General features: G+C 68.0%; 25 protein-coding genes and 1 pseudogene. 11 read left to right on the top strand and 15 right to left on the bottom strand.

The window, feature by feature from the left end; translation table 11 throughout:
• Nucleotides 1-3: 3 nt before the first annotated feature.
• The 4 genes from cydB to AC23D6_RS14790 all read right to left on the bottom strand — a co-directional run bounded on the left by cydB (nt 4) and on the right by AC23D6_RS14790 (nt 4,012).
• Entirely contained in the window at nt 4-1,017 is a 1,014-nt protein-coding gene (cydB, locus tag AC23D6_RS14805; protein WP_487749980.1) for a cytochrome d ubiquinol oxidase subunit II, read from the bottom strand.
• A 1-nt stretch (nt 1,018) separates the two neighbouring features.
• Entirely contained in the window at nt 1,019-2,416 is a 1,398-nt protein-coding gene (locus AC23D6_RS14800) for a cytochrome ubiquinol oxidase subunit I (protein WP_487749979.1), read from the bottom strand.
• 62 nt (nt 2,417-2,478) lie between these two features.
• Nucleotides 2,479-3,141, bottom strand: coding sequence for a DUF6766 family protein (locus AC23D6_RS14795; protein WP_487749978.1), 663 nt, complete (start codon nt 3,139-3,141; stop codon nt 2,479-2,481).
• 124 nt (nt 3,142-3,265) lie between these two features.
• Nucleotides 3,266-4,012, bottom strand: a complete 747-nt coding sequence (locus AC23D6_RS14790; RefSeq protein ID WP_487749977.1) for a DNA-formamidopyrimidine glycosylase family protein — start codon at nt 4,010-4,012, stop codon at nt 3,266-3,268.
• A 148-nt stretch (nt 4,013-4,160) separates the two neighbouring features.
• On the opposite strand from AC23D6_RS14790, the gene AC23D6_RS14785 reads away from it, so the two are divergent.
• The 6 genes from AC23D6_RS14785 (at nt 4,161) to AC23D6_RS14760 (ending at nt 11,224) form a co-directional block, all read left to right on the top strand.
• On the top strand, nt 4,161-4,682 hold the full coding sequence (locus tag AC23D6_RS14785; protein WP_487749976.1) for a hemerythrin domain-containing protein: 522 nt from the start codon (nt 4,161-4,163) through the stop codon (nt 4,680-4,682).
• 12 nt (nt 4,683-4,694) lie between these two features.
• On the top strand, nt 4,695-5,255 hold the full coding sequence (locus tag AC23D6_RS14780; protein ID WP_487749975.1) for a DUF488 domain-containing protein: 561 nt from the start codon (nt 4,695-4,697) through the stop codon (nt 5,253-5,255).
• A 243-nt stretch (nt 5,256-5,498) separates the two neighbouring features.
• Nucleotides 5,499-6,242 (top strand): hypothetical protein, encoded by a 744-nt coding sequence (locus tag AC23D6_RS14775; protein WP_487749974.1) that lies wholly within the window; start codon nt 5,499-5,501, stop codon nt 6,240-6,242.
• Nucleotides 6,243-6,272: 30 nt separating this feature from the next.
• Entirely contained in the window at nt 6,273-8,384 is a 2,112-nt protein-coding gene (locus AC23D6_RS14770; protein WP_487749973.1) for a putative bifunctional diguanylate cyclase/phosphodiesterase, read from the top strand.
• Between the two features lie 162 nt (nt 8,385-8,546).
• Complete coding sequence (locus AC23D6_RS14765) at nt 8,547-10,832, top strand: catalase (RefSeq protein WP_487749972.1); 2,286 nt, start codon at nt 8,547-8,549, stop codon at nt 10,830-10,832.
• A gap of 152 nt (nt 10,833-10,984) precedes the next feature.
• Nucleotides 10,985-11,224 carry a hypothetical protein gene (locus AC23D6_RS14760; RefSeq protein WP_487749971.1) on the top strand — a complete coding sequence of 80 codons (240 nt, stop codon included), beginning with the start codon at nt 10,985-10,987 and terminating at the stop codon, nt 11,222-11,224.
• A gap of 261 nt (nt 11,225-11,485) precedes the next feature.
• Here the strand turns inward: AC23D6_RS14760 and AC23D6_RS14755 are convergent, their stop codons facing one another.
• Nucleotides 11,486-11,836: a hypothetical protein gene (locus tag AC23D6_RS14755; RefSeq protein WP_487749970.1), complete on the bottom strand. Its 351-nt coding sequence runs from the start codon at nt 11,834-11,836 to the stop codon at nt 11,486-11,488.
• Nucleotides 11,837-12,063: 227 nt separating this feature from the next.
• On the opposite strand from AC23D6_RS14755, the gene AC23D6_RS14750 reads away from it, so the two are divergent.
• Both AC23D6_RS14750 and AC23D6_RS14745 read left to right on the top strand, forming a co-directional pair.
• A complete protein-coding gene (locus tag AC23D6_RS14750) occupies nt 12,064-13,620 on the top strand; it encodes an FAD-dependent oxidoreductase (protein ID WP_487749969.1) in 1,557 nt (518 codons plus the stop codon).
• A complete protein-coding gene (locus AC23D6_RS14745) occupies nt 13,617-14,144 on the top strand; it encodes a hypothetical protein (protein WP_487749968.1) in 528 nt (175 codons plus the stop codon). Before AC23D6_RS14750 ends, AC23D6_RS14745 begins: the two co-directional genes overlap by 4 nt.
• Here the strand turns inward: AC23D6_RS14745 and AC23D6_RS14740 are convergent.
• Nucleotides 14,058-14,534, bottom strand: coding sequence for a hypothetical protein (locus AC23D6_RS14740; protein WP_487749967.1), 477 nt, complete (start codon nt 14,532-14,534; stop codon nt 14,058-14,060). The two genes, AC23D6_RS14745 and AC23D6_RS14740, sit on opposite strands and share 87 nt — an antisense overlap.
• A 30-nt stretch (nt 14,535-14,564) precedes the next feature.
• On the opposite strand from AC23D6_RS14740, the gene AC23D6_RS14735 reads away from it, so the two are divergent.
• Nucleotides 14,565-15,830: an SDR family oxidoreductase gene (locus tag AC23D6_RS14735; protein WP_487752650.1), complete on the top strand. Its 1,266-nt coding sequence runs from the start codon at nt 14,565-14,567 to the stop codon at nt 15,828-15,830.
• Complete coding sequence (locus tag AC23D6_RS14730; protein ID WP_487749966.1) at nt 15,811-16,287, top strand: DUF2269 family protein; 477 nt, start codon at nt 15,811-15,813, stop codon at nt 16,285-16,287. The genes AC23D6_RS14735 and AC23D6_RS14730 overlap by 20 nt, the downstream gene beginning before the upstream one ends.
• A 129-nt stretch (nt 16,288-16,416) precedes the next feature.
• Here the strand turns inward: AC23D6_RS14730 and AC23D6_RS14725 are convergent, their stop codons facing one another.
• From AC23D6_RS14725 to AC23D6_RS14715, 3 genes are all read right to left on the bottom strand, one after another.
• The gene (locus AC23D6_RS14725) at nt 16,417-16,983 is read right to left on the bottom strand and encodes a cysteine hydrolase family protein (RefSeq protein WP_487749965.1); all 567 of its coding nucleotides are present in this window, start codon (nt 16,981-16,983) and stop codon (nt 16,417-16,419) included.
• Between the two features lie 32 nt (nt 16,984-17,015).
• A complete protein-coding gene (locus AC23D6_RS14720; RefSeq protein ID WP_487749964.1) occupies nt 17,016-17,783 on the bottom strand; it encodes a DUF72 domain-containing protein in 768 nt (255 codons plus the stop codon).
• 89 nt (nt 17,784-17,872) lie between these two features.
• Nucleotides 17,873-18,145: a PQ-loop domain-containing transporter gene (locus AC23D6_RS14715; RefSeq protein WP_487749963.1), complete on the bottom strand. Its 273-nt coding sequence runs from the start codon at nt 18,143-18,145 to the stop codon at nt 17,873-17,875.
• A 139-nt stretch (nt 18,146-18,284) separates the two neighbouring features.
• Here AC23D6_RS14715 and xth point away from each other — a divergent pair, with 139 nt between their 5' ends.
• Nucleotides 18,285-19,076, top strand: a complete 792-nt coding sequence (xth, locus tag AC23D6_RS14710) for an exodeoxyribonuclease III (RefSeq protein ID WP_487749962.1) — start codon at nt 18,285-18,287, stop codon at nt 19,074-19,076.
• 261 nt (nt 19,077-19,337) lie between these two features.
• On the opposite strand, the gene pdeM is transcribed toward xth, so the two are convergent.
• The 6 genes and pseudogenes from pdeM to AC23D6_RS14680 all read right to left on the bottom strand — a co-directional run.
• Nucleotides 19,338-19,991: a ligase-associated DNA damage response endonuclease PdeM gene (gene pdeM / locus AC23D6_RS14705; protein ID WP_487749961.1), complete on the bottom strand. Its 654-nt coding sequence runs from the start codon at nt 19,989-19,991 to the stop codon at nt 19,338-19,340.
• The gene (locus AC23D6_RS14700) at nt 19,981-22,443 is read right to left on the bottom strand and encodes a ligase-associated DNA damage response DEXH box helicase (RefSeq protein ID WP_487749960.1); all 2,463 of its coding nucleotides are present in this window, start codon (nt 22,441-22,443) and stop codon (nt 19,981-19,983) included. Before AC23D6_RS14700 ends, pdeM begins: the two co-directional genes overlap by 11 nt.
• Nucleotides 22,440-24,032, bottom strand: coding sequence for an ATP-dependent DNA ligase (locus AC23D6_RS14695; RefSeq protein WP_487749959.1), 1,593 nt, complete (start codon nt 24,030-24,032; stop codon nt 22,440-22,442). Before AC23D6_RS14695 ends, AC23D6_RS14700 begins: the two co-directional genes overlap by 4 nt.
• A complete protein-coding gene (locus AC23D6_RS14690) occupies nt 24,029-25,030 on the bottom strand; it encodes a ligase-associated DNA damage response exonuclease (protein WP_487749958.1) in 1,002 nt (333 codons plus the stop codon). The genes AC23D6_RS14695 and AC23D6_RS14690 overlap by 4 nt, the downstream gene beginning before the upstream one ends.
• Before the next feature lie 53 nt (nt 25,031-25,083).
• A complete protein-coding gene (locus AC23D6_RS14685; RefSeq protein ID WP_487749957.1) occupies nt 25,084-25,689 on the bottom strand; it encodes a DNA-3-methyladenine glycosylase in 606 nt (201 codons plus the stop codon).
• Nucleotides 25,690-25,816: 127 nt separating this feature from the next.
• Nucleotides 25,817-26,173 (bottom strand): annotated as a pseudogene (locus AC23D6_RS14680) (excinuclease ABC subunit A); the annotation flags it as partial.
• Nucleotides 26,174-26,180: the final 7 nt, after the last annotated feature.

Below are 26,180 nucleotides of genomic sequence, written 5' to 3'. Positions count from 1 at the left end.
CGCTCAGTGGTAGCCCTGGCCGCTGCGCAGCTTGCCCCGGAACACCGAATACGACCACGCGGTATAGCCAAGGATGAGGGGCAGCAGGACCGCCACGCCGACGAGCAGGAACCCCTGCGATGACGGCGGCGCGGCGGCCTGCCACAGGGTCAGGACCGGCGGGACGAGATACGGCCACAGGCCGAGCAGCAGCCCCGCGTAGGCCAACGCGAACAGCGTGAGCGCCAGCAGGAAGGGACGCGCATCGCGTCCTGGCGCAGTGGCTGCGCGCCACAGTGCGACGGCCGTGCACAGGGCCAGCACGGGCACCGGCGACAACCACCAGAAAATGCCGCCCTCGAACCAGCGCGCCATGACCTTCGAGTTGAGGAAGGGCAGCCACGCGCTCACCAGGCCCATCGCGGCCGCCATCACCACGACCAGCGGGCGCGTCAGCACGCGCGCGAACGCGTGCACGGGTCCCTCGGTCTTCAGGATCAGCCACGTGCTGCCGAGCAGGCCGTAGCCGAACACCAGCGCCACCCCGGTCAGCATCGAGAACGGACTGAACCAGTGCCAGGGCGACACGGTGTCGCCTGCCGACGGCACGCCCAGGCCCTGCACCAGCGCCCCCAGGATGACCCCCTGCCAGAACGCTGCGCAGATCGAGCCCAGCGCGAAGGCGGCCCCCCAGATCCACCGCGTCGTATGCGCCTTGAAGCGGAACTCGAACGCCACGCCGCGGAACACCAGCGCCACGAGCATCAACAGCACCGGCAGGTAGAGCGCGGGCAGGATCAGGGCGTAGGCGGCCGGGAACGCCGCCAACAATCCTGCGCCGCCGAGCACCTGCCAGGTTTCATTGCCGTCCCAGATGGGCGCGGCGGTGTTCATCATGAGGTCGAGCTGGGCTTCGTCTTCCGCAAACGGTGCGAGGATGCCCAGGCCGAGGACGAAACCGTCCAGCACCACGTACATCAGCACGCCGAACGCGATCACGCCGAACCACACCACCGGTAGCCATTCGGACATCGGCATGTCAGCCGTCCTCCAGCGAGGCATCGGACGCACTGAGGGGGCGGGCAGGCGTGCGCTCGCCACCCTCGGTACGCGGTTCCGGCTCGTGGGGCAGGGGGCCGCGGCGCAGCATGCGGTACAGGTAGGCGATACCGAAACCGAAGACCAGCGCGTAGGCCAGCACGTAGACCGCCAGCGAGGCGGCCACGCTGGCAGCGCTCACCGGACTGACGGCGTCCGCGGTGCGCAACAGGCCATGCACGACGTAGGGCTGGCGACCGATCTCGGTGACGAACCATCCGGCGATGATCGCCACGAAGCCGGCGGGCAGCATCGCGTTCCACGCGACGTGCAGCCAGCGGCGCGTTTCGAGCGTGCCGCGCCACCACGCCCATGCCGATGTCAGGGCCAGTAGCAGCATCAGCATGCCGATGCCCACCATCAGGCGGAACGCGTAGAACACCGGTTTCACCGGAGGCCGGTCGTCGCGCGCGATGTCGCCGAGCGCCGGTACCTGGCCGTCCCACGAATGCGTCAGTACCAGGCTGCCGAGTCGCGGAATCTCGACGGCGTGGCGGTTGCGCTCGGCCTGTTCGTCGGGAACGGCCCAGACCACCAGCGGAACGCCTTCGCCCGCCGCTCCCTGATGCCAGTGCCCCTCGATGGCAGCCACCTTCGCGGGCTGGTGTTCCAGCGTATTGAGCCCGTGCAGGTCCCCCGCGGCGATCTGCAAGGGCACGACGATGCAGGCGAACGCGGTGGCCAGGCGCAGCATGCGCCGCGCGGGTTCCAGGTGCACGCCCTTGCGCAGGTACCAGCCCGCCACACCGCCGATGACGAAGCAGGTGGTCAGGAACGACGCCAGCGTCATGTGCACCAGCCGATAAGGGAACGATGGATTGAAGATCACCTCGCGCCAGGAGGCGACCTGCAGCACCCCGTCGACCAACACGTGGCCGCGCGGCGTATGCAGCCAGCTGTTCGCCGACAGGATCCAGAACGTCGAAAGCAGCGTGCCCAGCGCCACCATGCAGGTCGAGAGGAAATGCAGCTTCTCCGGCACGCGCGACCACGCGAACAGCATCACGCCGAGGAAGCTCGCTTCCAGGAAGAAGGCGGTCAGGACTTCATAGCCCAGCAGGGGGCCGAGCACGCTGCCGGCGAAGGCGCTCAATCCCGACCAGTTCGTCCCCAGCTGGAAGCTGAGCACGATGCCGCTGACCACGCCCATGCCGAACGAGACGGCGAATACCTTGATCCAGAAGAAATAGAGGTCGCGCCAGACGGTATCGCGCGACCTCAGCCACCGGAATTCGAGGAACGCAAGCCAGCTCGCCAGGCCGATGGTGAACGCCGGAAACAGCACATGGAAGCTGATGACGAACGCGAACTGGATCCGCGAGAGCAGGACGGCATCCACATCGGCGGACCGTCAGAAGCCCCCGCCGGGCGGCTCATCGCACCGCCGTGCGGCAGTCACGTTCATGTGCCGGTCTGCGCGTGCGGCGCGCGCAGCGGCTTGGACTCGGGCGACTTGTCCTGGCGCAGGAAGATCGACAGCACGACGATGGACAGCACCGCCAGGAATTCGCTCTGCCAGTTCTGGAACGACTCGAACCAGAACTGGGCGCCGGTGAGGTGTTCGGCCAGGCTGATGGGCGGCTCGCCCTGGGCTGCGCGCTGTTCGTTCTCATGCAGGTGGCTGCCCTGCGCATGGAGCACGAACGAGACCAGGAACAGGAGCATGAAGGCCAGGGCCAGGGAGTGCGCGTACAGCGCCTTGGCCCATCCGCCCGCACGCACCGGCCACGGTGTGGGACCTTCGTCGATCCGCTCTTCTTCCTCCGCTGGATCCAGCGGTCGCGACTCGGCCGAGCCACGCTGCCGTAACCACACCGTCAGCAGCACATACATGCCCATCTGCAGGAACTCGCTCTCCCAGTTCTCGAACGTGGCAGAGATGAAATGGCCGCTGGAGAGGTAGGCGGAAAGCCCGATCGCGGGCAGCTGATCCTGCAAGCGCTCTTCGTTGTAGGCGTGATGGCCGGTCACGACCTGGGCCATGACGAACGCGAGGAACAGGCCCGTCAGCATCAGCGAAAGACCATTCCGTCGGAAGAACGAGTAGGAGGCGGGCGGCGTCATGGAGGGGGACGAAGCTGAAGAAGAAGGGGGCGTCGACGGGGCGACCCGTCGATTCACCGTAGGGAGGCCGGAGTGAGCACAATGTCAATCCGCCCACGCGGTGCGCAGGGTACGAGCCGCGCCGCTACGCGGAGGGACGCGCAGGATGGAGCGTCTGGCAGCGGACGCAGAAGAACGTCCTGCGCCGCGTGGTTCCCAGGTACTCCTTCGTCACCGGCCCACCGCACACGGGGCAGGTGCGGCGCGTGTGGATCTTCCAGTGCTTGCGCAACACGTACTGCCTTTTCCACTCCAGGAAATCGAAGCTGTACTGGCGGGCCTGGTCGATCAGCTGGGTCAGCTTCCGCGGCGGCAGCGCCCCGACCGGGCTGGCAGGGTGAACGCCGATGCGGAACAGCACTTCGTTCTTGATGATGTTGCCCACGCCGGCGAACGTGTCCTGGTCGAGCAATGCGTCGCAGACGAGCTGCTGCGGCCGGGTCTTGAGCTTGCGGCGCACCAGTTTCGGGTCCCAGGCGGGGTTCATGACGTCCACGCGCCAGTCGTAGGTATCGTCCAGATCGCCCTCGACGTACTTCACCGACGATGCGTAGAAGACGAGCGAGCCGTTGTCGAAGGTCAGGGCCATGCGCGGCGGCTTGGGCTTGGCGCTGTCGATGCAGTAGGAGCCGAACATCAGCATGTGGACGCGCATGCTGAAGCCGCGGAACTCGATCAGAAAATGCTTGCCCCAGCTCCTCAGCGCGACCACCCGCTTGCCCGCCATGCGGGTGAGGTCCTGCCCGCTGTTGCCGGCCACGTCACGCACGATCCGGCCGGCGAACTTGGACGCGGCGTCCTTGAGGATCACGATGGAAGGACCTTCGGGCATGCATGGGCACGTATCGAGGGCGGCGCAGGCAAGGGGAATCGAGCCGGCGTGAACGGTCGTGGATGCCACGTGGCCGCATCGCCAACACAACCTGTCCACATCCGCTTCGCCAGATTGAAGCACCCAACCTAACGGCAGGTAACACGACATGGCGCGCGACATCCTCAAGACCCTCAAGGAAGAACACGACACGCTGCGCGGGCTGTTCGCGGAGCTGAAGGAGACCACCGACCGTGGCGTCAAGAAGCGCCAGACCCTGCTGCAGCGCATCGAAGAGTCGCTGATCCCACATGCGAAGTGGGAGGAAAGCGTCTTCTACCCGGCTTTCAAGGAGCGCGCGGATCGCGACGGCCAGCAGACCTACGCCGAAGCGCTGACGGAGCATCACGCAGTAGAGCACACGGTCATTCCGGAAGTGCATGCCGCGGACCCGGGTACGCCCGAATTTGCTGGCCGGACGAAGGTCTTCGGTGAGCTGATCGACCACCATGCCACCGAAGAAGAAACCACCATGTTCAAGATGGCGCGCAAGCTGTTCAACGCGGAAGAACGTGCGCAGCTGGACGAGGACTACGAAGCATGGAAGGCATCGCCCGCGGCTCAGGCCGCGATGGCCGGCGAGAAGACCAAGGCGACGGTGAAGGGTGCGGTCAAGGCGCTCACGCAGTAGCCCGCTTAGGCCGTGGCCCACCTGTCGGAACTGGCGCCCGGACCAGGCTCCGCGCGACGGGTGATCTGGACGGTGGGCCATTCCACGCGGCTCCCGGAACGGTTTGTCGCGCTGCTACGGCACCATGGCATCGCGTCCATCGCCGATGTGCGCCGCCATCCCGGCTCGCGGCGCTATCCCTGGTTCGGGCGCGATGCGTTGGCTGATCTGCTGGCACAGGCGGCGATCGGCTACCAATGGATTCCCGAGCTCGGCGGCCGGCGCAGGCCGCGACCGAAATCGGTCAATGCCGCGTGGCGCAATGCGGCATTCTGGGGCTACGCCGATCATATGGCGACCCCGGCGTTCGCCGAGGGCCTCGCGCGCGCCGTCGGGGTGGCCTCTGCGCAACGGACCGCCCTGATGTGCTCGGAATCGTTGTGGTGGCGCTGCCATCGCCGGCTGATGGCCGACCTGCTCACCCACCGCGGCTGGGAAGTGCTTCACATCATCGACGACGACGCGCCGCAACCTCATCCGCTGAATACCGATGCCCGTCCCGCAGGCGAGGATGTGACCTACCCTGCCGACTAGAGGTGCGGCAATGGGCCGACCTCAAGGGACGCGGCGCGCTGCCGCTATTTCCTGTTGAGACGTTTTCCCGTGCCGCCACAGCACGACAGTTTCACGCGGATCGTCGTCTCATCGGACCGATCCCGGAACTGACACCTGCGCGCAATGGACTCATCACGACAGCGCCAAGCAGGCGCACCGCCTAGCGCGGGCGCCACGTCCGGCGATGCGACAGGACCCTCCTGGCGCCGTCTCGGCATCGTCGTGGGCCTGATCCTCACGGGGGTCATGCTGGCGGCTATCCTCCATGACCGCGCCACGCGCGTGGAGGCCGCGCAGCGGCACGCCCTGGGCATGGCCCAGGGCATCGACCGCCTGTTGCACTACGAACTGCGCCATATCGAGCGTGCGCTGCGCGGTCTGGGTCGGGCGGCCGACAGCTATGCGGCTGCGAAGGACGCGTCCGGCACATGGGATTTCGCCAGCGAGATCCGCGACCTGATCGCACGCAACGCCGAGATCCAGGACGTGGATCTGTACGCCAACGACGGCAGCCCCATCCGGTTGGGCGTCGGCGCGGGGACGAGCGCGCGCATCGTCGTGCCGCCCGGAAACGCGCGGGGCCTGCGCGTAGGCACGCTCCAGTGGGGCGGTCCCGGCGAGCCCATCCTGCCGCTCTTCTTGAAGACGCCGGAGGGCCATTGGCTGGTGGCGAGACTGCGCATGTCGGAACTCGCGCGCATGCTCGAGGGCACTGAGGTGGGGGCGCACGGCAGCGCGGCCATCCTCGATACGGCCGGTCGGGTTCTTGCCCGCACCGGTGAGAGCGGTCGGTATGTGGGAAAGGTCGTCGACGTCCCGGTGCTCGCCAAGGCCGGCAGCACCCATGTGCTGCTCGTCAGTTCGCTGGATGGCGTCAAGCGCCACGCGGGCTTCACGTCCACCAGCGGTTATCCGTTCATCGCGTCGGTCGGGCTCGCCGAACGCGATGTGCTCGCGTCGTGGTGAAACTACAGCGTCGCGGTCGTGCTCTGTCTGGTGGCGTACTGGCTCGTCTTCGCGTACTTCAGTTGCGCGCTGGTCAGGACCGAACGCGCGCGCGCCGTCACCCAGGCGGAGCTGCTCCGGCACGCGGACTGGTTGAGCAAGGCCCAAGATGCTTCCCATGCAGGCGTGTGGGCACTGGACGAGGAACGCGAGCGGGTGCGCGCGACGGCGCAGGCGGCGTCGTTGTTCGGGTTCGCCGAGAAGGACGCGCTGATCCCGCTGGAGGACTTCTTCATGCGGATGCACGAGGACGACAGGCGCGGCGTGCAGGCGACCTTTTCCGACGCGCTGGCCGCCGGTCGCAGCTTCCGCGCCGAATACCGCGTCGTCCTGCCGGGCGGCGCCATCCGCTGGATAGAAGCGTCCGGTGCGATGGTCGCGCTGGCATCCGGTGCGCAACAGATGACCGGCACGATCGTCGATGTGACCGGGCGTCAGGAGGCGCGCGCGCAGCTGGAGCGCGCGGAGCGTCAATTCAGGGAGCTGTTCGACCGCAATCCGCTGCCTTTCTGGGTCTTCGACGCGGCCTCGCTCCGCTTTCTGGCCGTCAACCAGGCCGCAGTCGCACGCTATGGGTACACGCGGGAGGAATTCCTCTCCATGTCGATCCTGGACATCCGGCCCGAGGAAGACCGCGACGCAGTCATCGATGATCTGCTGCGGCCGGTGGATGTCCCGAGCGACGATCGGGTGTGGGTGCACAGGAGAAAGGATGGCAGTACGTTGTTCGTCCGCGTCTATGGCAGCGCGATCTCGTTCGATGGCAAGGCCGCACGGCTCGTCCTGGCGGAAGACGTCACCGAGCGTGTGGAGCACGAACAGGCACTGGCGTGGCGCGCCACGCACGAGGAAACCAGCGGACTGCTCAAGCTGAGTGCGTTGCTGGTGGAGGTGGAGGCGTCGCGTGTACGCACGGCCACGGGATTCGCCGCCGTCTACGTGCAGGTCCGCGATCTGGAGGTCGTGGCCCCCACGTTGGGGCGCCGCCTCGGCCTTGCGCTGCTGACGGAGATCGCCGACCGGCTGTCCGGCATCGGACAGCACCATGGCCCGGTGGCCTACGTGCCGTCGGATGCCTTCGTGCTGGTGTCGACGGATCCCGCCCGCACGCCGCAGCTGTGCGAGGCGATTTCCAGCGCGCTCGCGGTGCCGGTGGAGTTCGAAGGCGGAAGCTATCGGGTCGAGGCGTCGATAGGGGTGGCGACGGCCGATGAAGGCGACGCCTCGACCGCCGAGCAGGTCGTCGACCATGCGGCGCTGGCGGCGCTGGAGGCACGCAATACCGGACAGCGGGAGGTCGCGTACTACGAAGGCATGGCCGAGCAATCGGCGCGCCGCCTGGCGATGGTCGGCGACCTGCGCGAGGCTATCGCGGCGAACGAACTGCACCTGCATTTCCAGCCCATCATCGAACTCGCCACCGGCCGGATCGTGGCCGCCGAGACGCTGCTCCGCTGGCGCAGCGCGCGATGGGGCGAGGTGTCGCCCGCGGTGTTCGTCCCGCTCGCCGAAGAGTCGGGGCTGATCGTGCCGCTGGGTTGCTGGGTCATCGAGCAGGCGGCGAACGCCGTTGCGGCCCTGCGCGCCGGACGCGTGCGCGAGGTTCCCCTTTCCGTGAACGTCTCGGCGCAGCAGCTGTCGGCCGGAGGCGTCGCGGAGTGGCTGACGCGGGTCGCCGGCGAGCGTGGCCTGCAAGGGGGCCATTTCCACGTGGAGATCACCGAGACGGCGATGATGCGGCGACCGGACCAGGTACGCCGGTCGCTGGACGCGCTGCGGCGTGCCGATGTCTGCATTTCGGTGGACGATTTCGGTACGGGCTTCTCGAGCATGACCTACCTGAGGGAACTGCCGTTGGACTCGCTGAAGCTGGACAGGAGCTTCGTCGCCGGCGTGCATCAGGACATCCGCAATGCCGCGATCTGCAAGGCGCTGATCGAACTGGCCAAGGGCCTCGGGCTGCGGGTCATCGCCGAGGGTGTGGAAGATCCGCGCGAGCTCGAATGGCTCGCGTTCAACGGCTGCGACCAGGCGCAAGGGTATCTGATGGGGCGGCCCATGCCGCTGGAGGCGCTGATGGAACGGTTGGCGCGCGAAGTCTAGGTCGGTCCATTCCTCACAACCTTGTCACTGCGCCTGACTATGTTGGATCGCTCCCTCCAGCGAGCAGGCGCCATGGCGAGCAAGAAGACACCGGCAAGGAAAACCCCGAAAGCACGTTCCGCAGCGCGATCCGACAGTGGGCCCGCCGACAGCCGTTCCCGCATGCCGGCCAGACCCGAGGACACCGTGCCTGCGCAGGTCGACGCGTGGGCGAGCCAGCGGCCGTACAACACGCAGAAGCCCGCCGAGCATGGCCGCGACGGCGCATTGGAGCCGCCCGAAGGCGAACATGTCGATCCGCCCTCGCCGGACACGGGCGCGAGCACGGTGAGCGAACCGAACGTCAGCGTGAAGCTGGGCGAGCCTGCGGCCCCCGGCCAGGATCCCACCACGGGGCCCTTGTTGCGCGTCCGCAACGACGCAACCGGTCGTCGCCTGACCACCAATCAGGGCGTGCCGGTCGCGGACAACCAGAACAGCCTGAAAGCCGGCGTGCGCGGCCCGGCCCTGCTGAAGGACTTCATCCTTCGCGAGAAGATCACCCACTTCGACCATGAGCGGATCCCGGAGCGCATCGTGCACGCGCGCGGTTCCGGCGCGCACGGCTATTTCGAAGCCTACGACGACCTGTCCGCGCTCACGCGCGCGGCGCCGTTCCAGGCGGCCGGCAAGATCACGCCGGTGTTCGTGCGGTTCTCGACCGTGCAGGGCGAGCGGGGCTCGAAGGACACCGCGCGCGATGTCCGCGGGTTCGCCGTCAAGTTCTACACCGACGAAGGCAACTGGGACCTGGTGGGCAACAACATGCCGGTCTTCTTCATCCAGGACGCGATCAAGTTCCCCGATCTCGTCCACGCGGTGAAGCCGGAGCCGCATCACGCGATGCCGCAGGCGGCGTCGGCGCACGATACGTTCTGGGATTTCGTGTCGCTGATGCCTGAATCCACCCACATGCTGATGTGGCTGATGTCCGACCGGGCCATCCCGCGCAGTTATCGGATGATGCAGGGCTTCGGCGTGCATACCTTCCGGCTCGTCAACGCGGAAGGCGCCTCGGTGTTCTGCAAGTTCCACTGGACCCCGAAGCTCGGCACGCATTCGCTGGTGTGGGACGAAGCGGTGAAGATCTCCGGCGCGGATCCCGACTACCACCGCCGCGACCTGTGGGAAGCGATCGAGGCCGGCGAGTACCCGGAGTACGAGCTGGGCATCCAGGTCTTCACCGAGGAACAGGCGGAGGCCTTCAGCTTCGACGTGCTCGATGCCACCAAGATCGTGCCCGAGGAGCTGGTACCGGTGCAGGCCATCGGCAGGATGGTGCTGAACCGCAATCCCGACAACTTCTTCGCCGAGACCGAGCAGGTCGCCTTCTGCACTGCGCACGTGATTCCCGGTATCGATTTCAGCAACGATCCCTTGCTTGCCGGGCGCATCCATTCCTACGTTGACACGCAGATCAGCCGTCTCGGCGGGCCGAACTTCCACGAGTTGCCCATCAACGCGCCGGTGGCGCCGGTCCACAACAACCAGCGCGACGGCATGCACCGGCAGGCCATCCATCGCGGCCGCGTGGCCTATGAGCCGAACTCGCTTGGCGGCGGCTGCCCGTTCCAGGCCGGCGGCGCCGGCTTCGTGTCCTTCGCCGAACCGCCCGAGGGCGACGAGGTGCGGGCCAAGCCGGAGAAGTTCGCGGAGCATTTCGCCCAGGCGAGCCTGTTCTACGAAAGCCAGAGTGAAGCCGAGCAGCGCCACATTGCCAGCGCGTTCCGGTTCGAACTGAGCAAGGTCACCGTGCCGGCGATCCGCATGCGCGTGGTCTCGATGCTGCGCAATGCATCCGAAGCTCTCGCGGCCGACGTCGCGGCCGGCCTGGGCATGCCGCTGCCGGAAGCGATGCCACGCGCATTCGAAGGAACGGCCGAGGCTGAAGTGTCCCGTTCGCCGGCGCTCTCGATGCTCGCACGGCCGGGCGAGGGCGGCATCAGGACGCGCCGTGTTGCCCTGTTGGTGGCCGACGGCAGCCGGACCCGCGACGTCGAACGCGTACAGGCCTACCTCACCGCGTTGGGCGCCATGGTGCGCGTGGTCGGTCCGCACGTCGGCCTGCTGCAGACGGAAGAGGGCGACACGCTGGATGCCGATGCCTCGCTCGAGAACGAGCCGGGCGTCCTGTTCGACGGCCTTGCCGTGGCAGGTGGCGAGGCCGCGGCGAACCTGCTCGCCTCTGATGCGCGCGCCCTGGAGCATGTGCGCGACGCCTATCGCCATGGGAAGCCGCTGCTGCTCGTGGGAGAGGGCAGCGCCGTGTGGGAGGCTGCCGGCATCGCCGCCGCAGGCGATGCGGGGCTGATCGTGGCCGAGGCTCCCGACGATGATGCGCTCGAGGCCTACGCCATCGCCTTGGCGGGCCCTCGTGTCGACAGGGAGCCGCAGCTCGTCATCGCGTAGGGAACGAAGCGGCCTTGGCGTGCTCCAGCGCATCACAACCTCGCCACGCCGCTGCTTGGATGCTGCGGTCCCGGGCCGGCGAAACCTGGGGTGGGACGGAGGAAGCGGTCATCGCTTCCTTCGTCCCACTGGGCCACGGGACGGGGAACACCATGCAGCGCAAGACCATGTCACCCCGCCGCCAGAGTTGGCGGCGCATCAAATCGAAGATCCAGGAATTCATCGCCACTGATTCCGGCCTGAGTGGCGTCGAGCCATCGAAAAGGCTGGAGGAGCTCCTGGGAACGCTGCCGGCCCGCGACCAGGAGAAGGCGCGCAAGTACCTCGATGCGCAGGCCAGGAAATCCGGGGACGGCATCACGGTGGTGCCGCAATCCGACATGCACTCGTGACCACGCACAGCCGCACTGCCGTGCGGCTGCATGGCGGGATCAACCCTCGGTAGCGGCGTGACCGTTGGGGTTCGGCGTGTTGTCGGTCCTGCAGGCCGAGAACGACAGGGCCAGGCATACGGTGCCCAGCAGGACGAGAAGTCGAAGCGGTTTCATGGTGTCTCCGGTAATGGTGGGCGACAGGCCCGTATCGATCGTCGCTTCCACCAGATGACGAGGTTGTCGCGCGCCACGCCAGGCCTCGTCACATGTGCGGGTCGCCTACCTGCTGTCCTGCGCCCCGGCGTGCGGTGATTGCGGTGAAAGCGCCTGGCGATGGCAGCCCGCCACCACGGCCTGCTGCCGAGGACACAGCCAGTTCTGGATGAAGCACTTGCCCCTTCGCACGCTCACCACGGCCACCGGACGCTCGGGCGTCTCGAAATGGTGGGCCAGGAAGCGGACGACCAGGCCCCGCCCCGACGGTTCGACGCACGCGATGGGCGTGTCGAGGTAGTAGAGCGTGTGGGCCTTGCGGTGCGGATTGAGATGGAAGGGATCGTGGTCGTGCGGGTGGGTGTGCCAGCAGAAGCCGGGACCCAGCGTGGAAGGTAGTGCAGATACCGGGTTCATCGTTCGTGTCTGTTGCGGCGCGGCCCGAAGATCGCGCGTGTCGGACCATGTCCTTGAGCGTGGGGCGGCGATCTCAAGAGATCGCCTTGGGCGCGCACCTTCATCGATCTGCGGTCAAGGCTGTGTGATCAGCGCCCGCTCACAGCCTCGCAACGTTTGGCGCGTGTTGACATCGCACTCATTCCGACGGGATTAGCGTGAAGCAACCCCGACGATGGCCTATGCCGATGAGCACCGCGCGCACACATCCCGTCTGGCACGACATCACGGCGAAAACCGCCGCATGGTGGGAGGCGACGCCGGAGCAGGACCTCGACATCGTGGTGGTGGGCGCGGGCATCGCGGGCTTGAGCACGGCGCTCGAGTTGGCCCGCGGCGGGCGCCGCGTGACCGTGCTGGATCGCGAAGGCGTTGGCGCCGGCGAGACGCTGCGTACCAGCGCGCACCTGGCGTCTGCACTCGACGATCACTTTACCGCGTTGGCGCGGTATCACGGCGAAGAGGGCGCTCAGCAGGCTGCCGCCAGTCACACGGCTGCGATCGAATGGATCGCCCGGGTCGCGCGCGCCGCTGAAAACGCGTGCGATTTCCAGCATGTGCCCGGCTTCCTGTTTTCCTGCCGGAAGCGCGCCGAGGATTTGGATGCGGAACGGGCCGCCGCGCACGACGCCGGGCTGCAGGTAGCGATGCAATCGGAAGGGCTGGCCGCGTTGCCGGCGCTCGGGCCGGTCCTACGCTTCGAACGCCAGGCGCGCATCGACATGGGCGCGTACATGCTTGCCCTCGCGACACAGGCGCGTGACGCAGGCGCCAGGTTCCACCGCGCCGAGGTGACCGCCATCCGTGGAGGACGCAGCCCCGAGATCGCCTGCCGCGATGGCCGCCGCCTCACGGCCCGCGTCGTCGTGGCCGCCACCAACGTGCCGATCCACGAAACCGGCGCGACCTACATGAAGCAGGCGGCGTATCGCTCGTACGTCGTCGTGGGCCGGGCACCGAAAGACAGCATTCCGGATGCGCTGTATTGGGATGACGGCGACCCGTACCACTACATCCGCCTGCGCAAGCCCGACGAGCACGAGGACGCGGAGGTGGAGGTCATCATCGGCGGTGGGGACCACAAGACCGGGCAGGACGACGACCCCACCGTCTACGCGCGCTTGCAGGCATGGGCGCGCGCGCACTTCCCCTCGCTGACACGCTTTACCCACGCGTGGTCGGGGCAGATCCTGGAGCCCAGCGACGGGTTGGCCTTCATCGGCGCCGATCCCGACAACGAGAACGTGTATCTGGTGACCGGGGATTCCGGCAACGGCCTGACCCACGGCACGATCGCGGCAATACTGCTCGGCGAGTTGATCGCCGGACGCGACCATCCCTGGGCCGCGCTGTATGCGCCCGGACGGCGCAACCTCAAGAGCACGCCGACGTTGTTGCGCGAGAACACCAATGCGGTCGCGCAGTTTCGCGACTGGCTGGCGCCGTCGCACAAGGCGGAACTGGCCCAGCTGGCGCGAGGGGCGGGGGTGGTCATCCGGCAGGGCGTCCATCGCGTGGCGGTCTACCGCTCCGGCGAGGGCGCGCTGTGCGCCCACAATGCGCGGTGCACGCATCTCGGCTGCGTGGTGCGGTGGAGCAGCGAAGAGAAATCGTGGGATTGTCCATGCCATGGTTCGCGCTTCGACGCGCGTACCGGGGCCATTCTCAACGGGCCGGCGAGCGAGCCGCTGGCGCCGTTCCCGCTCGCCGACGACGAGGACATGGCCGGTGCCGGGGCGTCGTGACGACGGCGTCCTGCATCCTGTACGGCGTCTACCTCGTCTGGCTGTGCGCCGGATGCATCGACTTCCTCTGCCATCGGCGCGCCGATCTCGCGCATACCTCGGGGCTTCCCGAATCGTTGCTGCATCTGCTGCAGACCGCATTGATGGCGCTGATGGTGGTCGTGTGGATGGCCGTGGCCCCGGGCTTCGGTCCGCTCCTCCTGATGGCGACGCTCGTGGTGGCGCACGCCGCTGCCGGTTATGCGGATACCCGGGTGGCGTGGCGTCGCCGGCCCATCACGCCCCTGGAGCAGCACATCCACAGCATTCTGGACGCCGCGCCCTGGGTCCTGCTGGCCGCTGTCGCGTATGCCGAGTACCCGGAAACGCGCATGCAGGCATGGTCCTGGTCATGGCGCGCGCCCGCCTACGCCCTCCCGGTGTGGGCGGCGATTCTATTACCCGGCTTTGCGCTGTGCGCCCTTCCGCTGGCGCGAGAGTTGTGGACGGCCTGGCGGGCGATGCGGTCGGGTGCTGGCCCATAGGCCGGCGGCGAATGCCGCATACACCGCGACCATGCCGATCCGGCCCACTTTGTGTTCGAAGCCCGGACTCAAACGACGGGGCACCACGTGATAATCCACGACGTAGGCCAGTGAGGCGATCATGGCGGCCCGGGCGGCGCGTCCCGAAGTGGATGCGCGGGCCGGGCGCGTCGCCTCGTAGCCTGCGGCCCACAGGAGGGAACTGGCGTGGTGGATGAGATAACCGATCACTGTGTGCCGCCACGAGGGGGCGCGCGCGAAACGGGCACCGGGATACCAGAGCCACTGGCTGGCGGCGTTGGTGCCGGCGGCCGCGTAGCCGACGCGCAGGCGACTGAACACGCTGACCACGCAGGTGGACGCGAGACTGGCGATGCTGCCGCTGCGCACGACATCGCGCCAGCCGCCACGCCGTTGCGGGTGCTGGTGACGGGGGGAAGCGGCCTCATCGGCGCGGCGCTGGTGAAGGGGCTGCGTGCGCGGGGTCATGACGTCGTCCTCACTGCGCGGAAGGCGGGCGGCCCGGGCGTGGTCCTCGATTTCATGCGGATGCCGGCCGCGACGGATCTTGCGAAGGCGCTGACCGGCATCGATGTGGTCGTCAACGCTGTCGGGATCTTTCGGGCATCAGCAAAACAGAGCTTCGATGCACTGCATGTGAAAGGACCTTCGGTACTGCTCGAGGCCGCGAGGCTCGCCGGCGTGCGCCGTTTCGTGCAGGTGTCGGCGCTCGGCGCCGATGCCGCGTCGCCGTTGCCGTACTTCGCCAGCAAGGGCGCCGCCGACGAAGAGATCCTCGCCTCCGTCCGCCCCGCGGGCATCGTCGTGCGGCCCTCCCTGGTGTTCGCCCCGGCGGGCGCGAGCACCCGCTGGTTCGCCATGTTGGCGGTGCTTCCCGTGACCCCGTTGCCGGGCGACAGCCCTGCGTGCGTGCAGCCGCTGCATCTGGATGATCTCGTGGGCGTGCTGGTCCGGCTGGTCGAAGAAGGGCCGGGCGGCACCTGCCTCGATGCCGTCGGTCCGCGTGCGTTGCGCTTGCGGGAGTATCTGCAGTTCTTCAAGCAGGCCCTGCGCAACGGACACCGGTTCATCACGTTGCCGGCGTGGCTGGCGCGCGCTGGCGCGACCGTCGCAGGGCGCTGGCCGCGCGCGCCCTTCGATGCCGAATCGCTTGCGATGTTGAACCTGGGCAATGTCGCCCCCGCCGACGGAATGGCGCGCTGGCGAGGCGTGCGGTTGCGCGACCCCGGAGAGTTCCTGTCGCACGACGCCTCGTTCTTGAGGCAGCGGGCATGGCTGGGCTGGCTGCTGCCGGTCATGAGGCTGTCGCTGAGCGTCATGTGGATCGGTACGGCGGTCGTGTCGCTCTGGGGCTACCCCCGCCAGGACAGCCTCGCGTTGCTCGCGCGTACCGGACTGGAAGGCGCATGGGCGACGGCGGCCCTATGGAGCGCTGCGTTGCTGGATCTGATGCTGGGCCTGGGCATGCTGCTGCGGCCGGCTTGGCGCGGGGCGATCTACGCCGCGCAGGCCGCCCTGGTGGCGGCCTACACCCTCATGATCACGGCCTGGCTGCCCGAACAGTGGCTGCATCCGTATGGGCCCGTGCTCAAGAACCTTCCCCTGCTCGCCATGATCGCCTGCCTCTGGGCGCTGGACCGTGGACATGGACCTCATTCTCGTTAAGTACGTACATGTGCTGTCGTCGACCCTGCTGTTCGGCACCGGCATCGGCACCGCGTTCTATCTGCTGGTCGCCAGCCTCTCGCGCGATACGCATGTCGTCGCCGTCGTGGCCCGCTACGTGGTGATCGCAGACTGGTTGTTCACCGCCACCACCATCGTCATCCAGCCCGTCACCGGGCTGTATCTCGCCCATCGTTTGCATATCCCGCTGACCACGCCGTGGCTCTACTGGTCGCTGGTGGCCTTCGGACTCGCCGCCCTGTGCTGGCTGCCGGTCGTCTGGCTGCAGATGCGCCTGCGCGACATCGCGAACGAGGCGGACAAGGCTGGCGAAGCGCTTCCCGCACGCTTCGGCGCCTATCTGGGCTGCTGGGCCGCCTTGGGCGTGCCGGCGCTGGTGTCATTCCTCGCGATCTTCTTCATGATGGTCGCCCGGCGCGTGCCTTTCATGCCGTAAAGCGGCGCCGGCCATCGGACCTCGCGGATTCACAGCCTCGTCAAATCGATGCGTCGATCATCAGATCGCGCCCGATGCGTCACCGACGCCACGAGGGTGCGGATAGGGCCGATGTCCCCTGCATCGGCCCTATCCTTTTTTCGGGAACAGCCCCCGCGTCCGGCGGCTACTCCCGACCTGCGCACCCAGTGACGCCGCCATCAGCGTCAGGGCACGCTGGTGGCGCTGCGGCGTGATGGCCGCGACCGCGTCGGTGGGGCACCACACTTCGAGCTCTCGCATGTTGGCGTCCTGCGCGGTGGCCAGGATGCAGGAATCGGTCGAGACCCCGGTGAGCACCAGGTGTCTGGCGCCGAGTTCGGAGAGCAGCAGGGGCAGCGGCGTCGCCAGGAATGCGGAATGCTTCGGCTTGAGGATGTAGTAGTGCCCGGCCTTGGGCGACAGCGTCGACGCGATTGCGGACGGTGCTCCCGGCAGGGTGCTGCAGTGTGCGACCAGATCCCGGAAGTCGCCCTGCCAATGAGCGAAGTTGTCGTTGATGTAGATGACCGGAGCGCCTACCCGGTCGAAGCGATCCCGCAACCGGGCGATGGCCGGCGCGATCGCCACCGCCTGCCTGGCCAGCCGCGCCCCGTGCTCGAAGGCGAAATGGTTGAACATGTCGATGATCAGCAGGGCGGGAGTGGAATGCGGCATGACGTTGCGTCTGGCGTGGATGGGCGAGCGGGTCAGTCGGTGGGCCGGGAGCGTCGCGCCGGCGCGGAAGACGCCAGGCCGAGCAGCGTCTGCAACAGGGCGGCGTCAGCCGTCGCGTGACCATGCGCGGTGTTGTCGAAGATGACCCAGGGGCGCGCGCGTGGCTCGAGTGCACGGATGTCCCGCGCGAATTCTTCCAGGCGCTCCCTGCCATAGGCGCTGTAGTACATGCGGGGCGATCCGTGCAGCCGCCAGTAGAACCAGGAGGGCGACGGCGACACCGGCGGCGGATGGATCGCCTGCGGATCGGCGATGACGCGCGCGGCATCGTGGCGGGCGAGCAGGGCGTCCAGCGATGGCGTCGCCCAGCTTGCATGACGGGGTTCGCAGGCCAGCCGCGCATCGGTGCGGGCCCGGAACATCCTCAGGAAGGTCGACACGGTACGCATGTCGAGCGCCAGGCTGGGAGGAAGCTGGAGCAGATAGCCACCGAGCCGGTGTCCCAACCCCGCGGTCTCTTCCAGGAAGCGATCCAGCAACGGTCCGACGCCGCGCAGTCTGGCTTCGTGCGAGATCGTTCTGGGCAGCTTGACCGAAAAGCGGAACGTCCGCGGCACGGCGGCGGCCCAGCGCGCGTAGGTCTCCCTGCGGTGTGGCCGATAGAACGAGGTATTGATCTCCACGACCGGAAAACGCGTGGCGTACCGCATCAATGCGCTGTCGCCCTCGCCGAACAGAGCGGCGTGCGTGCGCGGTACCGACCAGCCTGCGCAGCCAACGACGGCACTCCGAGTGCCCATGATCCCTCCGTCAACGACCCATCGTCAGTGAAATCGATCTGCGGTGAACGGAGAGTGCACCCGACGTTGGGGAGCTGACCGCGTAGCGCTCATTCCGCCTGATCTGGCGTGTGTCGGGCCGCCCGCTTGACGAGCCACTGGCCGACGATCGCCGTGACCAGCAGGCAGCTGTTGGTCACCGTGAACACCCAGTTCTCCAGCAATACCGAATAGACGACGAACAACGCGGAGGCGGTCGCCTGGCCCAGGAACAGCCAGGTGGATACGGCCTCCGTCTCGCGATGCCGCGCCTGCTTCACGATCTGCCGCACGAGGGTGGCGAGCAGGATGGCGGAAGCGAGCCAACCGATGGCGTCCACCATGCGAGCGATCTCCCGGTAGAGGTGATGCCGCCAGAGTGTGGGCATCGCAGGTCGGCACGTCGTGAAGGGGGACGGTCGGTTTCACGCCGGGGACATGGCCTAACGCCTAGCGTGGTGGCTTAGCTCCACGGACGCTGCCATGCCTCGCGCCAAGACCCTGAAACTGGCCACGTTCAACGTCAACGGCATCGGCACGCGCTTGGCGCACCTGCTGGCCTGGCTTGAGGCGGAAAAACCGGACGTCGTTGCGCTGCAGGAGCTCAAGGCCGTCGACAGCGCATTTCCTGCGCAGGCGATCGAAGACGCGGGATATGGCGCGATCTGGCAAGGACAGCGCAGCTGGAACGGCGTGGCCTTGCTCGGCCGCGGCGTGCAACCCGTCGAGTCGCGGCGTGGATTGCCGGGCGAGCCGAAAGACACGCAGAGCAGGTACCTGGAAGCGGCCGTGCATGGCATCGTGGTCGGTGCGCTCTATCTGCCGAATGGCAATCCACAGCCAGGGCCGAAGTTCGACTACAAACTGCGCTGGATGGCGCGTCTGCACCGGCATGCGCAAGGCTTGGTGAAGCTGCCTCACCCGGTCGTGCTGATGGGCGACTTCAACGTCATCCCCACCGACGACGATGTCTACGACCCGAAGGCGTGGCGGAAGGATGCCCTGATCCAGCCGGAGGTCCGCGAGGCCTACCAGCGGCTGCTGGCCCAGGGCTGGTGCGACGCGTTGAGGACGAAGGCGGGCGACGCGCGCATCTACACGTTCTGGGATTACTTCCGCCAGCACGCCGAGCGGGACCGCGGCCTGCGGATCGATCACCTGCTGCTCAACCCGCCGCTGGCCAAGCGGCTGAAGGACGCGGGCGTGGACCGATGGGTACGGCTGCAGGAGAAGGCCAGCGACCATGCGCCGACGTGGGTGACCATCTCGAAGTGAGCGTCGGACAATACGTCGCGCACGACGTCATGTGCGCCATGGCAGCCGCCGCACGAGATCCGCAGGCTGGGATGAAGCGAAGCGCGATCCTGGCAATTGTCCATGCACCGACACGCTGCGCGCGCCGGGTTCATCAACCCAGCCACGAGGATTCCGTCGAGGTTTCCGCCAAGCACTCCGTAGGCTGGGATGAAGCGAAGCGCAATCCCAGCGCTTGTCCATGCCCCGGCACGTTGCATGGCGTTGGATTCGCAACCCAGCCTATGGGCTTCGACCTCCGGGCGGTACCACGGCGACAAGGCCATCAAGGCATGCGACGGCCTGCTCGTTCTCTTCAGGAGGCGTGCAGGCGCCACCCGTGAACAGAGAGAAGGCCGGCAGAACGGTCTGCTGAGGCCGCAGGAGGAACGCGGGCCATCGGCCCGGAAGTCCCGGATAGCGGACGCGCGGATGGACGTGGCCGGCGATCACGTGCGCCCCAGCGCCCGGTGCATGCCGCAGGTGGAAGGGTGCTCGCTGGACGCCTTCCTCCAGCAGCGTCAGCTGCCAGGCCGCTGCATGCCGTGCGAGCTGGCGGTCGTGGTTGCCGGCGACCACCGAGATCGGCAAGTCCGCGTGCTGCATGCGCCAAGCCTGCCAGTCCTCGCGCCACGTGCCCTGCGCGGGACCATGGAGAAAGTCGCCGAGTACGCAGAGTTCGGTAGCGCCGGTACGCGCGAGCAACGCATGCAGGCGATTCAGATCGCTGCGCGTACCGCCGCGCGGCACCGCAATGCCGCCACGCCGCAAGGCCTCGCCCTTGCCCAGGTGCAGGTCCGCGATCAGCAACAGGCGTTCGCTTGGCCAGAACAGCGCACGGTCGGCGAGCAACTCCACCGTTTCTCCGGCGCGCTCCACGGTCAGGCTAGCGTGCATGCCGGCGCTCCAGCTGCTCCGCCGCGCGCCGCACGCGCACCTGCCAGTCCTCGGTACTGAGCTGGGCGCGCATGCCGTCGGCCCACAGGGGGAAGGCGAGGGGTGTCAGGCTCTCGGGGCGTTCCAGCGCGAACGTATGGTCGCGCAACCGCAGGAGCAAGCCTTCGAGGGTTGCGACCTGGAGATCTTCCTCGAGTGCTTCGCGCCGGGCCAGTTCCAGCAGCAGGTGGCCGGGGTCGTGCTGCGACAGCACGTCGAACAGCAGACCGCTCGATGCCTGCAACTGCCGGAGGCTGCGGGGCGTGCGGCCCGGCAACGAAGGCGGCAGCAGGCCAGCCACGCGTGCGATGCCACGGAACTGCCGTCGCGCCAGCTCGGCCAGATTGGCGCCCTGCGCCAGATCGTCGATCAGGCCGGCTGGCGTCAACAGTCCGTGCAGCAGGCCGGCATCCAGCGTGATCGGCACTTGGGCCGACAGCATGAAGCCAAGATCATTGGCGGACAGCGAGAACGTATTGGGCTGCCGTTGCCCGAGCCGCCACGCGAGCAACGCCGCCAGTCCCTCGTGGGCACGGCGTCCGGCGAAGGGAAACACGAACAGGTGCTGCCCATCGCGCCGCCGCACCAGTTCCGCCAGCAGTACGCCAGGGGCGGGAATGCGGCTGAGGCGGACCTGCACGGACAGGAGCGGCTGCAAGGCCTGCATCTCGGGCGACGTGGTGTCCTCCCCCAGGGTCGCCTGCACCTGCGCCGCCAGGCGCGAGGACAGCGGCATCCTGCCGCCCATCCAGCGCGGCACCACACCGTCGCCCTGCTTGACCAGGCGTACGTAGGCGGTCATGTCCTGCAGTTTCACCAATTCGAGCAGGCGGCCGGCGAAGCGGAAACGGTCGCCTGGACGCAACCGGCTCAGGAAGGCCTCCTCGACGGCGCCCAGTCCGCCACCGCGCAGGAAACGCACAGCCACGTTGCCGTCGCTGACGATGGTGCCCACGGACAGGCGGTGGCGCATCGCCACCTGCCGGTCGTAAACGCGATGCATGCCATCGGCGTCCCGCACGATCCGGCGATACTCGGGATAGTGCTCCAGCGCGCTACCACCCCGCACGACGAAGTCCAGCACCCGTTGCCAGGTGGCAGCATCGAGCGAGGCGAAGGCGTCGGTGGTGCGGACTTCATCGAGCAGATCGTGCGGACGGAAGCCGCCCCCCAGCGCGACGGTGACGCAGTGCTGCGCCAGCACGTCCAATGGCAGGCGCGGCGGCCGTCGCGTTTCCACCACGCCATCGGCGATCGCCGTGCGCGTCGCGGCGTACTCCGCCAGCTCCAGCGCGTGCGTGGGCACGCACACGACGTGGCCGGTCTCGCCAGGACGGTGGCGGGCCCGCCCCGCGCGCTGCAGCAAACGGGCCACGCCCTTGGGGCTGCCGACCTGGATCACCTGGTCGACCGAGGGAAAATCCACGCCCAAGTCGAGGCTCGAGGTGGCCACCACGCAGCGCAGCGTGGCATCGCGCAAACCGGTCTCGGCCTGCTGGCGGACGGTGGGGTCGAGCGAGCCGTGATGCAGCGCCAGCGTGCCGGGATCTTCCGGCCATACCGAGGCCAGCGCCTGATGCCAAAGCTCGGCATGCGCGCGCGTGTTGGTGAAAAGCAGGGTGGTGCGCACGACGAACAGCCGGTCGAGCACGCCGGCGAGTTCGCTCAGGCCAAGATGACCGCTCCATGGGAAGCGGGCGATGTCGCGCGGCAGCAGGGTTTCCAGCGTCATCGGCCTGGGTCGCGCCGCGGAGAGAACGCGGGTCGGCGCGCCCGGCGGCAGCAGCGCGCGGCAGGCTTCGTCGAGATTCCCGAGTGTCGCGGACAGGCCCCACGTGCGCAGACGGGGCGACCAGCGCCGCAGCCGCGCCAGCGCAAGCTGTGTCTGCACGCCACGCTTGCTGCCCATCAGTTCATGCCATTCGTCGACCACCACGCTGCGCAGGTCCGCGAACATGGGCGCCGTGTCGGGATAACCGAGCAACAACGAAAGGGATTCGGGGGTCGTCACCAGCACGTCCACCTTGCCGCCGCGTGCCAGCCGCTTGTCGCGCGCACTGGCGTCGCCCGTTCGTTGCGCCACGGTCCACGCCAGGCCCAGCGCATGCGAGACCTCGGTCAACGCGCGCGTGGTGTCCGTCGCTAGGGCACGCAACGGCGTGATCCACAGGACACGCAGGGGTCGAGCGGCTTTCGCCCGACCGCGTGACGGCGACGGCGAGGTGTCCACATGTTCCGCAAGCGCTTCGATCAGCGGGCCGCCGAAGGCCGCGAGGGTCTTGCCGCTGCCGGTGGGCGTATGGATGAGTCCGGATTCTCCCGCCAGATAATGGCGCCATGCCTCGCGCTGGAAGGGCAGTGGCTTCCATCCGCGTGCCGTGAACCAGTGCGTCAGGCGCTGGCGCGGCGTCATCGGGCCAGTGCCTTCAGCGTCTCCAGCCGATCGGCCTCGGCCGCAGGTTTGTCGTGGCGCCAGCGCAGGATGCGCGGGAAGCGCACGGCAATGCCGGATTTGTGCCGGCTGCTGAGGTTTACGCCCTCGAAGCCCAGCTCGAACACGTGCTGCGGGTCGACCGAGCGGACCGGGCCGAAGCGTTCGCGCGTGTGGGCGCGAATCCAGCGGTCGAGCGACAGGATCTCGTTGTCGTCGAGGCCGGAATACGCCTTGGCGACCGGCACCAGCTCGCCGGCCTCGTTCCACACGCCGAAGGTGTAGTCGGTGTACAGCGTGCTGCGGCGCCCATGCCCGGCTTGGGCGTACAACAGCACGGCATCGATGGTCAGCGGATCGATCTTCCACTTCCACCAGTCGCCGCGCCGACGCCCCGTACGATACGGCGACGCGCGGCGCTTCAGCATCAGTCCTTCCACACCACGCGCGCGCGAAGCGTCGCGCAGCACACCGGCGTCCTCCCACGTGGCGACCGCGACTTCCGGCGACATCTGCAGGCGCGGATCGCCGGCCGCGTCGATCAGTTCGCGCAGCCATTGCCGGCGCAGCGCCAGCGGGTGCTCGCGCAGATCCTCGCCGTCGAGCTCCATCAGGTCATAGGCCAGCAGGCGGGCGGGCGCGGCGGCGAGATGGCGGGCGCCAGGCTTGCGGCGCTGGATGCGCGTCTGCAACGCCGAAAACGGCAGGGGCGCGTCGCCGTCCTGCCAGGCCAGCAGTTCGCCATCGATGACGGCATCGCGTGGCAGCGCCAGGGCGGCCTCCTCGATTTCGGGAAAGCGCCCATCCAGGCGTTCTTCGCCCCGCGACCACAACGCAATCTCGCCGCGCCGGCGGATCAACTGGGCGCGGATGCCATCCCACTTCCACTCCAGCAGCCAGTCGCCGACATCGCCCAGTTGATCGGGCGCGACCTCCAGCGGCGATGCGAGGAAGAACGGATAGGGCTGCTCGCGATCGCTGTCGAGCGCCTCGTTCGACAACAGGGCGCCAAGGAATTCCGGCGTCGGTGGCCAGTCGCCCAGCATGCGCTGCGCCAGTACCGCGATGGGAACCCCGGACAGATCGGCGAGCGCTTGTTGCACCAGGCGCAGCGATACACCTACGCGCAGCGCGCCGGTCAGCAGCTTGTTGAACACCAGGCGTTCGTCATCGGGCAAGCCGCGCCAGGCCTCGATGATGGCGAGTCGCCGTGTCGCCGCATCCGCGCCGGCGACGGGCAGCAGGCGCCGTTCGATCCACACATGGAGGGGGACGTCGGCCTCCACGGTGCTGCCCTCGGGCAGCAGCAACGCCAGCGTTTCCGCCAGGTCCCCGACATGGGCGTAGCTCTCGTCGACCAGCCAGTCCGGCAAGCCCGCCACCTCGCCACCCCACAGGCGAAGCTCGCCACTGCCGGCGATGCGCCGGAGCTTGTTGCCCGACAGCAGCCACAGGCCCCAGGCCGCGTCCGCGGCCGGCACCTGCCGTACGTACGCGCTGATGGCGGCGCGCTTGTCCTGCGTGCCCGTGCTGTGCTCCAGCGCCTGGTAGAGCGCGGCGAACGCCTTCATTCTTCCGCTCCGAAGTCGGTCGCGAACGCATGCGCGTCCACGCCGCGCTCCCGCAACAGCCGGATCAGCGTGTCGGTGCTGCCATGGGTGGCGATGATGCGCTTGGCGCCGGTCGCTTCGATCGTTTCCAGCAACGCAGGCCAGTCGGCATGGTCCGACACGACGAAGCCGCGGTCGTAATTGCGACGACGGCGATTGCCGCGCAGGCGCATCCAGCCGGAGGCGAACCCGTGCTCGGCATCGCGAAAGCGCCGTACCCAGGTCGACCCCGCGGCCGACGGCGGCGCCATCACCAACCGGCCGGCGTAGTCCTTGCCCTTGGGCTGGTCCCCGACGGGCTCGGTCGCGATCATCTCGATGCCCGCCTCGCGATAGACGCGGGCGCCTGCCTCGATGGCGCCGTGGAGGAATACCGGGGGTTCGTCGAACCGCGCAAGCTCGGCGAGCAGGCGCTGCGCCTTGCCCAGCGCATAGACATACAGCAACGCAGGACGGCCGCGTTTCGCGCACGCGCGCCGCCACGCGACGATCCGTGCGACTTCCTCGTGCGTGTCGGGCCAGCGGTAGACGGGCAGGGCGAACGTGGCCTCGGTGATGAAGACATCGCAGCGCAAGACTTCGAACGGCGCACAGGTGGGGTCGGGCTGTCGCTTGTAATCGCCCGAGGCTACCCAGACCTGGTCATCGACCTCGATGCGGACCTGCGCCGAGCCGAGCACATGGCCTGCGGGGTGCAGCGACACGCGCGCCTCTCCCAGCTGGAATATGTCGCCATAGGCATGCGCATGCAGCATCTGCTCGCCCAGCCGCCAACGGAGCACCGGCAACCCCGCCGCGGTCGCGTGATAGACGCCCATGCCGATGCGCGCATGGTCGCCGTGCCCATGCGTGATCACCGCCGTGTCGACGGGCCGCCAGGGGTCGATGTAGAAGCGGCCTGCGGGGCAGTACATGCCCTCGGGGCGCAGGACGACCAAGTCCCTTGGAATCGAAGCCATGGCTGCGAGCCTGCGCAAGCGCGCATTCACGGCGAGTGAAGCGACGATGGAGGTCAGTCGTTGTGTGCCCCGACCTTCGGTCCACGCGACACATGCGGATGGCCGGGCACGTGCCAACGCCAGGGATGCTCGCGTGCCTTCGAGATGCCGACACGGGGCGTCGCCGCCGGATACGCCGGCGGGGGCACGCCGTCGTCGACGATCCAGATGCCGCGATCGGGGACGACCAGGTCCGCCCCGTTGAGTTCACCCGTGATCCCCAATGCCTGCGCCAGCCTGCCGGGTCCGCTGCCCAGTTCCACATCCCGGCGCGGATGCCGTCGCGCCACGCGTATCGCGTCGATGCACTGCACAGGTTCCATCGCACGCAACAGCACACCGAACCCCTGGCCTTCCTCGCCGCAGACGGTGTTCGCGCACCAATGGATTCCATAGCTGAAATAGACGTACAGGTGGCCGGCTTCGCCGAACATCGTGGCGTTCCGCGCCGTTTTGCCGCGCCAGGTATGCGCGGCGGGATCTTCGGAACCGCAATAGGCTTCGACTTCGACAATACGCCCGGCGCGCCCGTCGGCGCGGTGGATCACCTTGTTGAGCAGGAGCGGGGCCACGACCCTCGGATCCCTGCTATAAAACGCACGGGGAAGAGGCTGCGTCATGGTCGGTGGAATGATGCGGACCGTACGCACGGCCGCGGCAGGGGAGACAAGGCGCGACCCCCGGATGAGCGTGAACGTGCAAGGTACACGGGCGCTGTCGACACGCTGTCAACACAACGCATCATGCTCAGGTGCCCAGGGTGCGTCGCAAATAGGGGGCCGTGACGCTTTGCCTGACACGCGACACCCGGTCCGGCGTTCCCTCGGCGACGATGAGACCGCCCTGCTCGCCGGCACCGGGCCCCATGTCGATCACCCAGTCGCTGTCGGCCACCACCCGCATTTCATGCTCCACGACGATGACGGTGTTGCCGGCATCGACCAGGCCCTGCAACTGGATCATCAACCTGTCCACATCGGCGGGATGCAAACCGGTGGTCGGCTCATCGAGGATGTACAGCGTGTCGCCGCGGTGGCTGCGCTGCAGTTCGGTGGCCAGCTTGATGCGTTGCGCCTCGCCCCCCGACAGCTGGGTGGCCGGCTGAGATCCG

It is taken from the genome of Pseudoxanthomonas sp. G3 (genome assembly GCF_057654715.1).
The sequence above is the reverse complement of the archived record's forward strand: the minus strand, read 5'-3'. Positions and strand labels throughout refer to the sequence as shown.